The organism is uncultured Campylobacter sp. (assembly GCF_937981295.1).
Classification (GTDB): Bacteria; Campylobacterota; Campylobacteria; order Campylobacterales; family Campylobacteraceae; genus Campylobacter_B.
On record NZ_CALJPC010000105.1, the window covers coordinates 1 to 13536 of the forward strand.

Here is a 13536-nt window from a genome sequence, read left to right on the forward strand (position 1 = left end):
CTACTCGACGGCACGAAAGAGTATAATTACGAGCTAGTAAAATAAATCGAGATTAGCTCTTGAGGTAAAATTTTACGACCATTCTTTGTATTCGCCGCGTCTTTGTAATATGCAGCTTCGCGGCGCCGATAAGACAGGCGCCGCTAAATTTAAAATTATTTGCTCCGCCTGCTCATTTGGCGCCTACTTTGCATAAAATTTGCCTTTGATGTAGGGCGTAAATTTTAAATTCTCCATACTGAGGCGGCAATAGCGCTTGGGAGTTTAACTCCTTTTAGAGGAATTTTTGAAATTTAAATCATAAAGTTGTAGCGGAAAAGCAGGTATTTAGAGCTGAAAAAATAGAAATTTACAAGCTAGCGCGGGTTTTGTGGGATGTAAAATTGAAACGGACTCTATAAAAGTTGCGTAAATTTTAAATGCAGACGAATCGCTTAAAAATTTTACTTCCGAAAATGAAATTTCGCGCTAGTGGTGCGCGCGTTTTAAATAGCCTCACCAATTTCGATAAAATTTGCGTTTTAGGAGAGGCAAGTAAAATCAAGACCGAATTCTAAAAGCAAATTAAGCCCGCAACGTATTTCTCGCTCCATCATTACAATGAATCGAATTTTACGCGGGAATCAAACGCACGAATTAAATTCTGCACGAAATTTTATTCAACCAAGAATTCCTTCTTATCGATCGTGCCATGATAAAAAATCCCGAGCGTATCGTCAAAGGTCTTATCCAAAAATCCGTCTTTTTTTAATCCCGCTAAAGATGTATTGATTAGCTCTAGCAGCGCATTATTGCCCTTCTGCACGGCGATTGCGTTGTAAGTTTGCTTACCTAGACCATCCAAAGCAACCTGCGTTTTATTATCGATGATTGCGTATGCGTGCAGGATTAGATTATCATCGACATGTACGGCGTTTTTCGCCCTCTTGAAAGCGCGGTAGCATTTAGCCGAGCTGGCGCAAAAGTTTAAATTCTTCTTAAAGCCCGCTTTGCGTAAGAAATTGTGAATAGGAGAGTGTTTGATGACGAAAATCCTCTTTTTGCGGAGTTGATCGAAGCTCGTGATATTTTCGTCTTTTTTGGCTAGCACACCTACCTGCACCTTAAAATAAGGCTCCGAAAAATCTACTTTTTTCGCTCGCGTGGGCGTAGGAGTAAAGGTCGCAATCACCATATCCGCTTCATTGCGCTGTAAAGCGCTAATGCGTCTTGAAGCCGTGATCGGGATAAATTTTACCTTGCCAGGATTATCGCCGAAAATCTCCTTACCGAGCTTTTCGCCAAGAGCAATCTCAAATCCCCTATATTTGCCGTCTACGAGCGCACTAAACGGCGGCTGATCGTTATATACACCGATGCGAACGAGCCTATCTTTTTTGATCTGGTCCAAATAATTTGCAGATAGAAAACCAAGTAGCAGAGCCGCCAAAACAAATACTTTCATTTGCTCCCCTTTTAGTTGAAATAAGGCGCAATTATAATAAAAAGAAATTATAGCCAGCTAAAATTCTGCGATTTATGGCGCATTTTTATCTAAATTTATGAAAAGATGAAATTCGCGGAGAAATTCTATGTTCAATTTACAAACGAAATCTCATAAAAAACTTACACGAGCGAAATAAAAAGCTCTTTTAATTAAATTTTATAGACAAAATTTACGAATGAATTTCACGCTAGAAAACCTTAGCAAAATTTACGATATTCTTAAAAGCAAACGGCGAAATTCTACGCAGATTTAGCGTCTAATTGCGAATTTAACTAAGGGACGAAATTTAGCACTGCATCAATTATACAGAAGCCAAGCTCTTAAAATTTCGTAAAGACCAAGCCAAGATGAAACGTAGCGACCGATAAGCCTAGATCGGCATTACGCGGATGTTCGGGCTTAGATTTTCTTGCAAAACATTTTCGATCGCGTATAATGTACCGCTCGCACCGCTGGCGCAGCCGCTACAAGCGCCAAGATAACGGATATATATGTCCGTTTTGCCGTCGTCTGCAGGTCTGATATCGATGACGTCGAGATTGCCGCCGTCCATCTGAAGCATCGGGCGGATATCCTCGTCAAGCACCCCTTCGACAGCCTTAAATTTACCGATTAGATTTAACTGCTCAAAGCTCATCTCGGCTCCCACTTTCGCGCTAGTAGCGGCGCTCGCCTCGGCTTGAGCTTGAAGTCTCTCTCGCTCCATCTCCTCTCTGGTTTGCTTTAAAATATCGACCAGATAGTAATCCTTCTCCTCGTGTCCGCCCGGGCGCACGCAGGATTTGCAAAACGCACCTGCTTTGGTGTATTGCGTGATCTCCTCGACAGTATGGAGGTCGTTTAGACGGATCACCTCTTTGATTGTGCCGAGGCTTACGCGCGCGCAGTCACACACGATGATCTCGTCCTCGAAATGCGCGGGATCGACGCCCTTATAATTCGCCGCAGCCTGCTTGATGACGTCGTATGCCATTACCGAGCAGTGCATCTTTTGCGGCGGTACGGCGGGCTCGTCGGGATTATCGCGCATCGCGTGCTCTACGTCTAAATTTGTAATCTTTACCGCTTGATCGACGGTCTTTCCGATACAAAGCTCAGCCATCGTGTCCGAACTCGCAATCGCCGTGCCGCAGCCGAAGCTTTTAAATTTAGCGTCTAAAATTCTATCGGTTTTAGGATCTATCAACCAATACAACCGCACCGCATCGCCGCAGCTCTCGGCGCCGAAGTCTGCGACCACTAGCTTACCGCCTCTAGCCTTCGCCTCCTCCTCGGTGATCTCGCCCATATAGCGAGGATTATTCATACGGTCCTGCACTTTTTGCGAGTATTGCTCCCAGATCGAACCGTTTATTAAACTGTTTTTTGCCATTTTTTATCCTTTATTTTTCTCATAACCTTGCGGCGCGTAAGCAAACGTGCTTGAAATCCCGCGCAGACGGGCGATAGCTTTACTTATATGCTCGATCGCATAATCGATCTCCGCTTCCGTAGTAAAGCGCGACAGCGAAAGCCTTAGCGCCGTATGCGCTAGTTCCTTATCTGCGCCGATCGCTTCCATTATCGGGTTATTCTCGAGCGCCTCGCTCGCACATGCAGAGCCCGTAGAAGCGGCTATGCCCGCTTTATTTAGATCCCACAGCATCGCCTCTCCCTCGACACCTTGGATTGAGGCAAGAATGGTGTTTGGCACGCGAATGCTGCGGTCGCCCACGACGCTTACGTTTGAAATTTGCAAAAGCGCATCTTCCAGCTTATCGCGCAGTCTGCTTACCTGAGTGCGCTCAAAATCCATAAATTTATTCGCTAGCTCTAAAGCCTTACCGAGCCCCACGATGCCCGCGACGTTTAGCGTGCCGCTGCGGCGCCCGCCCATCTGCTCGCCGCCGTGAAGTAGGCTCGTAAGCGGCTTACTATCTTTTATGTAGAGTGCGCCGACGCCCTTTGGAGCGTGAAATTTATGCCCGGAAAGGCTCAAAAAATCCACGTCCGCCTCGCGCACGTTTACCTTTATCTTGCCTACGGCTTGCACCGCGTCGGCATGATATAGCGCGCCATGCTCGTGTGCGATTTGCGCGATTTTTTTTACGGGGAAGATCGTACCGGTTTCGTTATTTGCCCACATCACGCTAACAAGCGCGGTTTTGTCGTTGATCTTTTCGCTAAGCTCGTCAAGATCAATTAGTCCGTCTTTATCGACGCCCAGGCGAGTAATCTTTACGCCGCAAATTTTTTCTAAAAAAGCACAGGTCGCGCTGATTGCGGGGTGCTCGACGGAGCTTATGACGATATTATCCTTCTCGCCGGTTAGAATTTTATCGTAATAGATTCCTTTTAAAACCCAGTTATTGCTCTCGGTCGCACAGCTTGTGATGACGATATCGTCCGCATCCGCAGCGCCGAGTCCCGCATAGAGCCTATCCATCGCAGTTCTTAGCGCGGGGTGAGTCTCGCTGCCGAAGCTGTGAAGGGAGTTTGGATTGCCGTATTTATCGCAAAAAAACGGCTTCATCTCCTCAAAAACTTCGGGATCGACCATCGTAGTGGCGTTATTATCTAAATAAACGCGCTGCATAAAATTCCTTTCTAAAATTTGTCTGAAATTTAATCAGACAATTTCGCTCTTTTATCAATTTCGCACGATGATATAACATAATTGCTAAATTTTTCTTTAACGCTTGCCGTTTTAAAAACCAAAAGTTTTCGGAGAATTTATTAGATCGAAAAATTCCTTGCGCGTGTCGTTTCGGCTGATAAAAAGCCCTCGCAGTGCCGACGTAGTCGTGGTCGAGTTGATCTTTTGCACGCCGCGCATCTCCATACACATGTGCCGCGCCTGCAGCACCACGCCCACGCCGAGCGGATGGATTACCTCTTGGATTGCGCTTGCGATCTGCTCGGTAAGCTGCTCTTGGATCTGCAGCCTGCGCGCGAAAATATTTACCATACGCGGAATTTTACTAAGCCCCACGACCTTTTTATTCGGGATATACGCGACGTGCGCGCGCCCTATAATCGGCAGCAGATGGTGCTCGCAGAGACTATAAAATTCTATATCTTTTATCAAAACCATCTCATTGTTGCTGCTCTCAAACAGCGCGTCGTTTAAAATTTCTTTTGGATCCAGCTCGTAGCCGCTAGTTAGAAACTCGTAGGCTTTAGCCACGCGCTCGGGCGTCTTTACGAGTCCGTCGCGCTTCGGATCCTCGCCTAAAATTTCAAGCATCTGCGACACGCAGCTTTCAAATTTCGCTCGGCTTTTTTCGTCCATTTTTAGCAATTCCTTAAAGATCGATGCGCGATATTACTCAAAAACGCCTTTTATAACGCTGATAAATTTTAAAATTCCGCGCGAAATTTTATCAATCTCATTATGTTAATGATAATATATTTAAATTTAAGAAATTTTTGTTTAAAATCCGCCGTTTCGATAAACTTTATCTATAAGGAGTTTGGCGATGAAATTTAAGATGAGTTTTGGCGCGGCTTTGGCGCTCTTTTCTTTTGCTTGCGCCGAACAAAACGCCGCGGCAAGCTCCGCCTCGGGCGAAAACCTAGGCGATATCGAGGTCGTAGAATGGGCGAATAACGACGACGGTTACCGCGCCGTACGCAGCGAGATCGGCAAGACGACTAAGCGAATTTTAGAAATTCCGCAAACCGTAAATGTCGTAACGCAGCAGCATCTAAAGGACAAAAAGCCAGAGACCCTAGCCGAATCGCTGCAAAACGTAAGCGGCATAAGCTATGCAAATACGACGGGAAATATTTTTGATGCGATCATCAAGCGTGGCTTCGGCGAGGGTCGCGACGGCTCGATTATGCGCAACGGCGTGCCGGGTGCCGTGATGCACAATTTCAACAAAACTATTCAATCCGTCGAGGTTCTAAAGGGGCCCGCGAGCATGCTCTACGGTGCCCAGCAACCTGGCGGCGTCATAAACATGGTAACCAAAAAGCCGCAGTATGAGTTTGTAAATGAAATTTGGGGTGGGGTGGGCAATCGCAACTATTGGGACGCTGGATTTGATACTACAGGGCCGATCGCAGACAGCGGCTTTGCGTATAGATTTATATTCGATTACTACGCGAAGGATTATTGGCGAAATTTCGGCGGTATAAAAAACACGCTCTTTGCGCCGTCACTTGCGTATCAAGGAGATGATTATTCGATAAACTTAGGCTACACCCATAGCCGCTCTACCGATCCGGTGGATCGCGGCGCGTTTTTGGTGCCGAGTACGGGTAAAATTTACGGCAGCGGCAAAGTCCGCTTCGACGAGCCGGTAAATAAACTACAAAGCAAACTCGATACGGTTGATTTCGGCTTTGAGAAGGAATTTAACGAGGATTGGATATTAAAAGGAGCCTATGCTTTCTCGCGCAGTAAGCACGAATACGGCTACGTCCGTCCGAACAATCCATTCACGCCCCAAGGCCTTACCGGCACGACGCGATCGTATAACTACTACGATAATTTCATACACCGCACGCACGCAGCAAGCGTCACGCTAAACGGCAAATTTGAAACGGGTCCGCTTAAGCACGACGTCCTTTTCGGCACGGATTACAAAAACTACTACAGATACCGCCCGGGCGCGCTAAAAGGCACTGCTGGACGCATCAATATGCTTACCGGACAGACCGCTTCAGGCGCCGTCTTAACGAACAATAGAGAGCCAAAAATACAATATCAAAAGCTAAGAACGATCGGGCTTTACACCCAAGATAATATAAATTTAACCGACGAGCTAATACTTTCTTTGGGCGTGCGTAGGGAATTTTACGATCAAGTAGCCAAACAAAGCTGGCAAGGACCGAACAACACCGATCAGAAAAAGGCCGCTACGACCTATCAGGGCGGGCTTTTGTACCTGTTGAGCCCGCAGTGGTCGGTATATACTAACTACGCGCAAAGCTTCACGCCGCAGATGTCCATAGGCGAGGCGATAGGCGGCGATCTAAAGCCGGAGGAAGGCAAATCCGTGGAGCTCGGCACTAAATTTCAAAACGATCGCGTCACTGCGGGTGCGGCGGTGTTTAATATCGATAAAAGAAACGTCCTGCGAACGGTAAATAATATAAGTGAGACGATCGGCAAGGCTCGCTCGCGAGGATTTGAGCTCGATATAAACGGGCGTGTGACGCAGGGACTTAGCATGTCGGCGAGCTATGCATATACCAAAACGAGAGTGCGTGAGGACGACGGTGCTTTTGCGGTGCTAATCGGCAAACCGCTGGAAGCGACGCCGAAGCACCAAGCAAGCCTATTTGCCAACTACGATTTCGCACATCTAGGCGCAAAGGGACTTAGGCTGGGCGGCGGCGCGCGATACTTCGGCTCGTGGTACACCTACTATATGCGCACGAACCTACCGAGCGTGCCCGCAGGAACGGCGTTTAAGCTGCCTCACGCCGTAGTTTATGACGCCTTCGTGAGCTACGATACTAAAATTTCGGGCTATGATACGAATTTTTCGTTCAACGTCAAAAATTTGACCGACAAAAAATACTACACTTCATCCTCAACCGGCACGACTACGAGCGTGATACCTATTCAAATGGGCTACGCGCGGCAGTTTATGTTTAACGTATCGGTAAAATTTTAGCCTTAGTCCCGCTTTAAATTTCAAGGCGGGCTCTTAAAAATTTTAAAATTTAAAAGCTGCGAGCCGCTTAGGCTCGGCAAATTTTAGGAATTTATACTTTAAATAAGAAATTTTTTGATATATTACGAGCTATTTTTAAATTTTCTAAAGGAATTTTATGGAAGTAAAAGCAAAAATGAAAGACGCCGCAAATGCGGTAGCTGCGAGCAAGATCGAAGCAAAGCAGATCGCAGCCAAAGTAGAAGAGCTAGCCAAAAAGGCCTCCAAGCAGCTAAGAATCGACGGATTTAGACAGGGCAAAGTGCCTACCGCGGTGGTTTTGAAGCGATACGGCAAGCAGCTTGAGGGCGACGCAAAGCAGGAGCTTCTTAAAGATATGATTGATGAGTCTCTTAAAATTTTAAAGAAAAAACAAGATGAAATTTTATCCGAGCCGGCCTTTTCTAAATTTGATGAAAAAAACGGCGATATTGACGTTGAGATCGAAATTTCTTTCAGGCCCGAGGTTAGCGTCGAGGGGTACGAGGAGCTGATTCCTAAGTTTAGCAGCCCGCGCGTTACCCAAAAAGAGATCGACGAAAAAGTGGCGGAATTTTTGCAGATGATCGCTCCGCTTTCTAAAACCAACAAAAAAATTCTAGCTAAAGACGATTTTGCAAAATTCGACTTCGAAGGCTTCGTGGACGGCAAGCCATTCGACGGCGGCAAGGCGCAGGATTACGTCCTTCAGATCGGCTCAAATCAATTCATTCCGGGCTTTGAAGACGGAATGATCGGACTTAGAGTGGGCGAGGAGCGCGACGTAGCGGTTAAATTCCCGCAAGATTACGGCGCGAAAAGCTTAGCCGGCAAAAACGCGATCTTTAAAGTCAAGCTTCATGAAATTCAGGCTAAAAAACCTGCCAAAGAGCTCGGCGAGGAGGAGCTAAAGCAAGCGCTTCCGGGCGAGAAAGAGCCGAGCAAGGAGAAATTTGAAGCGCGTATCAAAGAGCGCATCAAAAACGATAAGCTTCAAAAGCTTATAAATGAGGATTTAAAGCCTAAATTTGCCGACGCGCTCGCCGAGAAATTTAACTTCGCGCTTCCAAAAGCGATCGTCGAGCAGGAGATTAATTTGCAGTTTAACAACGCCTGGAGCGGCTTTTCAAAAGAGCAGATCGAGGAATTTAAAAACAACAAAGACGCTCTGGATAAAAAGCGCGAAGAGTTTAGAAAGGCTGCCGAAAATAGCGTCAAACTTACATTCCTAATCGACGAACTAGCCAAAAAACGCAATATCGACGTGAGCGATCAGGAGCTTGTCCAAGCGGTCTATATGGAGGCCTACACCTACGGCGCCGATCCGAAGGAGCATCTAAATAGATACCGCAACAACGGCATGCTGCCGGCCGTTAAAATGGCGCTAATCGAGGAGAAGCTATTTAACGATATTTTCTCCAAACAGGGCAAAAAAGAAGAGAAGGGCGAATAGATGGTAATTCCTTACGTTATCGAACAAACTAGTCGCGGAGAGCGCAGCTACGACATCTACTCGAGACTGCTAAAAGACCGTATCGTAATGCTTAGCGGCGAGATCGACGACGCAGTGGCAAGCTCGATCGTCGCGCAGCTTCTGTTTTTGGAGGCGGAGGATCCCGATAAGGATATCTATCTATACATCAATTCCCCGGGCGGCGTAGTTACGAGCGGATTTAGCATTTATGACACGATGAATTACATCAAACCCGACGTAAGCACGATCTGTATCGGTCAAGCGGCGTCGATGGGGGCGTTTTTGCTAAGCTGCGGCGCCAAAGGCAAACGCTACGCGCTTCCAAACTCGCGCATAATGATCCACCAGCCCCTAGGCGGCGCGCAAGGCCAGGCCACCGACATCGAGATCCAAGCCAAAGAAATTTTACGAATGAAAGAAATTTTAAATGGCATCCTTTCGCAAAATTCCGGCAAAGATCTCGCGCAGGTCGAAAAGGACACCGATCGCGACTTTTTCATGAGCGCCGAGGATGCCGTGCAATACGGACTGATCGATCAAGTACTTCAAAAGAGCTTTAAATAGATGATCCTGGACGTCCTTACCTATCCGAATAAAAAGCTTTATCAAAGATCGATCGAAGTCATGAAATTCGACGCGGCGTTGGGCGAGCTTTTGGATGATATGTATGAGACGATGATCGCAAAAAACGGCATAGGCCTTGCTGCCATCCAGGTAGGCAGGCCCGTGCGCGCTTTGATCATAAATTTAGCCAATGAGGAAAAAATCCAAGACAAAAAGGACCTCATCGAGATCATCAATCCGCAAATTTTAAAAAAGGAAGGCGAGGTCGTATTTCAGGAGGGCTGCCTGTCGGTGCCCGGCTTTTATGAGGACGTCACGCGCGCCGAGTTTATCACGGTGCAGTTTCAAGATCGCGCCGGCAATACCCGCCAAATGGACGCCAGCGAGCTGCTAGCCGTCTGTATCCAGCACGAGATGGACCACCTCGACGGACATCTTTTCATCGAGCGCATCGGATACAATAAACGCAAAAAATTTGATAAAGAATTCAAAAAAAGCCTAAAAGAAAAATCGAAATGAAATCCCTAAAATGCGCTGCATTCACGGATGCACTGATACCCGTAGAGGTTGAATCGACATTCGTGCGGGGGCTGCCAGGATTTAATATCGTTGGCCTTGCGGGCGCTACGATAAAAGAGAGCGAAAGTCGCGTAAAAGCGGCGCTTGTGAGCTTAAATTTTAAATTTCCCGCCTCCAAAATCATCATAAATCTCTCCCCCTCCGACACGCCCAAAAACGGCTCGCACTTCGATCTTGCGATCGCGCTTCTAATCGCGCTGCAAAAAGAGCGCATCGACGACGATTTCTTCGTCTTCGGCGAACTCGGTTTAGACGGCAGCCTAAAGAGCACGGCGAGCCTCTTTTCGATCCTGCTTTTTTTAAGCACGAAGGTGAAGCGTGCTAAAATTTTAGTGCCGCAAAGCATTGCTCTAAAGGCCTGCACGATCCCAAACTACGACGTTTATGCCGTGGGTAGCCTAAGCGACGCGGTCAGATTTTTTTTAGACGAGGAGTTCGCCGCAAGCAGGCTCATGCGAGAAACCCATCCGCTTTTTAAAAACGTCGTGGAGATTGACGGGCAAATTTACGTCCCCAACCGCGATTTTTCGCTAAATTTCAAAGACGTCAAAGGGCAAAAGCGCGCCAAGCGCGCGAGCCTGATCGCCGCATGCGGCATGCACAACATCCTCTTTGAGGGCAGCCCAGGCTGCGGCAAAAGTATGTGCGCCAAGCGGATAGCTAGAATTCTGCCGCCGCAGAGTCTGGGCGAAGTGCTGCTCTCGTGCGCCTACGAGTCGCTAAATAACAAAGACGTCGATTTTAGCGCGCTGCGTCCTTTCCGCTCGCCGCACCACACCAGCACGCGCAGCTCGATTTTCGGTGGCGGCAGTAGCGGCGCAAAGATCGGCGAGGTCGCGCTCGCAAACGGCGGCGAGCTGTTTTTCGACGAGCTGCCGCACTTCGGCAAGCAAATTTTAGAAAGCCTGCGCGAACCGCTGGAGGATAATAGAATTTTGATTTCGCGCGTAAATTCCAAAGTCGAATACCAAACGAAATTTATCTTCGTCGCAGCGCAAAACCCCTGCCCGTGCGGAAATCTATTCTCCAAAAACCTCACCTGCACCTGCTCGCTAAACGACATCAGGCGCTACAAAAACACGATCTCCGCGCCGCTGCTCGATCGCATCGACATATACGTCGCGATGGACGAAACCGGCGCGGACGACAGAAGCGACGTTTGCAGCGAGGAGATGGCAGATGCGGTGCTGCGGGCATTTCGCGCGCAAAAGGCTCGCGGACAGAGCGAGCTAAACGCAAAGCTGCGCGACGAGGAGACTGAAAAATTTTGCGTCTGTGAAAGCGCTGCGCGGGAGGTTTTGCAAACCGCGATCACCCGCTACGATCTTTCGCAGCGCGGCGTAAATAAAACGCTAAAACTCGCGCGCACGATCGCCGATCTAGCAGGCGCTGAAATCATCGCTAAGGCACATATTTTGGAGGCTCTTAGCTTTCGCATAAGGAGCGAAATTTGAAAAAAATTTTCTTTAGCACCGAGGAGCTCGACGCGCGAGCGAGCGCAAAATTTGGACTTGGCGAGCAAATTTTAATGGAAAACGCCGCCGGCAGGATCGAGCGCGAGATCAGAAAGCGGCTCAAAAAGGGCTCGCGCATTTTGGCGCTTTGCGGCGGCGGAAATAACGGCGCGGACGCAATGGCGGCACTGCGAAAGCTAAGCGGCGATTTTAGCTGCACGGCGCTTTGCGTGCTGGAAAATAGAAGCGCGGCGGGTAAATTTCAAACGGATGCGGCGCGGGCTGCGGGCGTTAAGCTTATCGATATCGCAAGCGCGAAAGACGATTGTGGGCACGTAGAGAGCGCGTCTAGCAAGGATGCCTGCGCGCATGAAAGCGCGGACGGCTCCTCTTCAAAGGGTGCTGGCGCGAGCGAGTCGCGGAGCGAGCATGAAAACCTAAGCGGCGCTGACGCTTCGGACGACGGCGATAAATTACGCGCAAAATTTAAGGACTTAAAATTTACAAGCGCTAAATTTGAGATCGCGGAGCACGGCAGCGATTTCGGCAAGCTAGGCAACGATTGCGGCGAGTACGGCGGCGTCCTGCGCGATGAGATTATAAACGTAGACTGCATAATCGACGGGGTTTTCGGCAGCGGTTTGAATAAACAGATAAGCGCTGAAATTTGTGAAATTTTATCTCTCGCAAACAGCGCAAAATCCCTAAAAATCGCAGTCGATATCCCAAGCGGTATCGATAAGAGCGGGCGCATTTTAGGCTGTGCCTTTTGCGCGGATCTGACGATCGCGATGGGCGCGTTAAAGCTCGCGCTGTTTTCGGACGGCGCGAAGGATTATGCAGGGCGGATCAAGGTCGCAAATCTTGGAATTTCGCGCTCAAATTTTGAAAGGAGAAGCGAATATTTTCTGCTTCAAAAAAGCGATCTAAAGCTGCCGATGCGCAGGAAGCAAAACACCAACAAAGGCGACTTCGGGCACACCTACGTCGTAAGCGGACAGATGAGCGGAGCGGCGCAGATGGCAGCCCTAGCGGCTCATGCGATCGGCAGCGGACTCGTTAGCGTCGTTAGTGAGGGACCATTAAATCTAAGCCCGATTTTGATGCAAAAAAGCTCATTCAATGCCGCGCGGGTCGTGGTCTGCGGCTGCGGGCTGGGGGAGCGGAAGATCGATCTTGCCGCGCTGCGGAGCAAAAGCTGCGTCATTGACGCCGATCTGTGCTATGAGCGTGAAATTTTAAGCTTACTAAACGCCAATTCAAATTTAATCATAACGCCCCATCCGAAGGAGTTCTGCTCGCTTTTAAAGATCGCGGGTATCGCGGATCTTGGCGTGAGCGAGCTGCAAGAGCGCCGCTTCGAGCTTGCGCGGGCGTGGAGCGAGAAATTTAGCGGCGTGCTCGTACTAAAGGGCGCAAACACGCTCATCGCCCAAGCGGGCATTATCTACGTCTGCGACAAGGGCAGCGCCGCGCTCGCAAAGGGCGGCAGCGGCGACGTGCTCGCAGGGCTCATCGGCGGGCTACTCGCGCAAGGCTACTCGCCTCTGCAAGCCTCAATCTGCGGCGTCCTAGCCCACGCACTCGCCGCGCGAGCCTTCGCCAAAAACTCCTACGCGCTAAATCCGCTCGATCTCATCGAGGAGGTAAAATGGTTGTGAAAAAGCTCGCCGTGCTTTTTAGCGGTAGCGGCTCAAATTTGGAGGCGATCCTGCAGAGGCTGCACGGCAAAATTTTTGGCGAAACCAAGATCGAAGTTGCGCTAACGCTAAGCAACAAAGCGGATGCGGGAGGCATAGCAAAAGCCGCGAAATTCGGTCTAAAAAGCGTGATCCTAAATCACAAAGAGTTCGCTAGCCGCGAGGAGTTCGACGCCGCGCTCGTGCGCGAGATCGAAAAAAGCGGCGCGGAGCTTACGGTGCTCGCGGGCTTTATGCGAATTCTCACACCCGTTTTTACGAGCAGGGTTCGCGCGATAAACCTGCACCCATCGCTGCTGCCGCTTTTTAAGGGCGCGCATGCGATAGAGCAGAGCTTCGAGAGCGATATGAAAGTGGGCGGCGTGAGTGTGCACTGGGTCAGCGAGGAGCTCGACGGCGGCGCGATTATCGCTCAGCGCGCGTTTGAAAAGAGCGCGAGAATGAGCCTTGAGGCTTATGAGGCCAAAATCCACGAGATCGAGCATGAGCTATTGCCGCAGGTGATCGTAGAAATTTTGTGCCGAAGCTAAATTTTGCGCGGAATTTAAAGATCGAAATTCCGCGAAATTTTGTAAATTTTAAAGCTTAGCCGTTTAAATTTAGAGGCGGGTTCGAGGCTAAGCTTTAAAATTTACTAGCTAAATTTAGAAAG

11 protein-coding genes are annotated in these 13536 nt (G+C 48.8%); 7 read left to right on the forward strand and 4 right to left on the reverse strand.

The window, feature by feature from the left end; all coding sequences use genetic code 11:
• Window positions 1–655: 655 nt before the first annotated feature.
• From Q0135_RS11025 to folE, 4 genes are all read right to left on the reverse strand, one after another.
• Window positions 656–1444: a transporter substrate-binding domain-containing protein gene (locus Q0135_RS11025; protein WP_297990450.1), complete on the reverse strand. Its 789-nt coding sequence runs from the start codon at window positions 1442–1444 to the stop codon at window positions 656–658.
• 412 nt (window positions 1445–1856) lie between these two features.
• Window positions 1857–2858: an iron-sulfur cluster assembly scaffold protein gene (locus Q0135_RS11030; RefSeq protein WP_297990452.1), complete on the reverse strand. Its 1002-nt coding sequence runs from the start codon at window positions 2856–2858 to the stop codon at window positions 1857–1859.
• 3 nt (window positions 2859–2861) lie between these two features.
• Window positions 2862–4061: a NifS family cysteine desulfurase gene (locus Q0135_RS11035; RefSeq protein ID WP_297990454.1), complete on the reverse strand. Its 1200-nt coding sequence runs from the start codon at window positions 4059–4061 to the stop codon at window positions 2862–2864.
• Window positions 4062–4172: 111 nt separating this feature from the next.
• Complete coding sequence (gene folE / locus Q0135_RS11040; RefSeq protein ID WP_297990456.1) at window positions 4173–4757, reverse strand: GTP cyclohydrolase I FolE; 585 nt, start codon at window positions 4755–4757, stop codon at window positions 4173–4175.
• A gap of 187 nt (window positions 4758–4944) precedes the next feature.
• Here folE and Q0135_RS11045 point away from each other — a divergent pair, with 187 nt between their 5' ends.
• The 7 genes from Q0135_RS11045 (at window position 4945) to purN (ending at window position 13414) form a co-directional block, all read left to right on the forward strand.
• Window positions 4945–7095: a TonB-dependent siderophore receptor gene (locus Q0135_RS11045; protein WP_297990458.1), complete on the forward strand. Its 2151-nt coding sequence runs from the start codon at window positions 4945–4947 to the stop codon at window positions 7093–7095.
• Window positions 7096–7252: 157 nt separating this feature from the next.
• A complete protein-coding gene (gene tig, locus Q0135_RS11050; RefSeq protein WP_297990460.1) occupies window positions 7253–8566 on the forward strand; it encodes a trigger factor in 1314 nt (437 codons plus the stop codon).
• Window positions 8567–9151 carry an ATP-dependent Clp endopeptidase proteolytic subunit ClpP gene (gene clpP, locus Q0135_RS11055; protein ID WP_005871578.1) on the forward strand — a complete coding sequence of 195 codons (585 nt, stop codon included), beginning with the start codon at window positions 8567–8569 and terminating at the stop codon, window positions 9149–9151.
• Entirely contained in the window at window positions 9152–9670 is a 519-nt protein-coding gene (def, locus tag Q0135_RS11060; RefSeq protein ID WP_297990463.1) for a peptide deformylase, read from the forward strand.
• Window positions 9667–11184 carry a YifB family Mg chelatase-like AAA ATPase gene (locus tag Q0135_RS11065; protein WP_297990465.1) on the forward strand — a complete coding sequence of 506 codons (1518 nt, stop codon included), beginning with the start codon at window positions 9667–9669 and terminating at the stop codon, window positions 11182–11184. The genes def and Q0135_RS11065 overlap by 4 nt, the downstream gene beginning before the upstream one ends.
• The gene (locus tag Q0135_RS11070; RefSeq protein ID WP_297990467.1) at window positions 11181–12845 is read left to right on the forward strand and encodes an NAD(P)H-hydrate dehydratase; all 1665 of its coding nucleotides are present in this window, start codon (window positions 11181–11183) and stop codon (window positions 12843–12845) included. Before Q0135_RS11065 ends, Q0135_RS11070 begins: the two co-directional genes overlap by 4 nt.
• Complete coding sequence (purN, locus tag Q0135_RS11075; RefSeq protein WP_297990468.1) at window positions 12836–13414, forward strand: phosphoribosylglycinamide formyltransferase; 579 nt, start codon at window positions 12836–12838, stop codon at window positions 13412–13414. Before Q0135_RS11070 ends, purN begins: the two co-directional genes overlap by 10 nt.
• Window positions 13415–13536: the final 122 nt, after the last annotated feature.

What these genes read in the sequence shown, in the direction of transcription:
- Q0135_RS11025 (WP_297990450.1), bottom strand. Translation starts at nt 1,444, where the DNA reads ATGAAAGTATTTGTTTTGGCGGCTCTGCTACTTGGTTTTCTATCTGCA.
- Q0135_RS11030 (WP_297990452.1), bottom strand. Translation starts at nt 2,858, where the DNA reads ATGGCAAAAAACAGTTTAATAAACGGTTCGATCTGGGAGCAATACTCG.
- Q0135_RS11035 (WP_297990454.1), bottom strand. Translation starts at nt 4,061, where the DNA reads ATGCAGCGCGTTTATTTAGATAATAACGCCACTACGATGGTCGATCCC.
- folE (WP_297990456.1), bottom strand. Translation starts at nt 4,757, where the DNA reads ATGGACGAAAAAAGCCGAGCGAAATTTGAAAGCTGCGTGTCGCAGATG.
- Q0135_RS11045 (WP_297990458.1), top strand. Translation starts at nt 4,945, where the DNA reads ATGAAATTTAAGATGAGTTTTGGCGCGGCTTTGGCGCTCTTTTCTTTT.
- tig (WP_297990460.1), top strand. Translation starts at nt 7,253, where the DNA reads ATGGAAGTAAAAGCAAAAATGAAAGACGCCGCAAATGCGGTAGCTGCG.
- clpP (WP_005871578.1), top strand. Translation starts at nt 8,567, where the DNA reads ATGGTAATTCCTTACGTTATCGAACAAACTAGTCGCGGAGAGCGCAGC.
- def (WP_297990463.1), top strand. Translation starts at nt 9,152, where the DNA reads ATGATCCTGGACGTCCTTACCTATCCGAATAAAAAGCTTTATCAAAGA.
- Q0135_RS11065 (WP_297990465.1), top strand. Translation starts at nt 9,667, where the DNA reads ATGAAATCCCTAAAATGCGCTGCATTCACGGATGCACTGATACCCGTA.
- purN (WP_297990468.1), top strand. Translation starts at nt 12,836, where the DNA reads ATGGTTGTGAAAAAGCTCGCCGTGCTTTTTAGCGGTAGCGGCTCAAAT.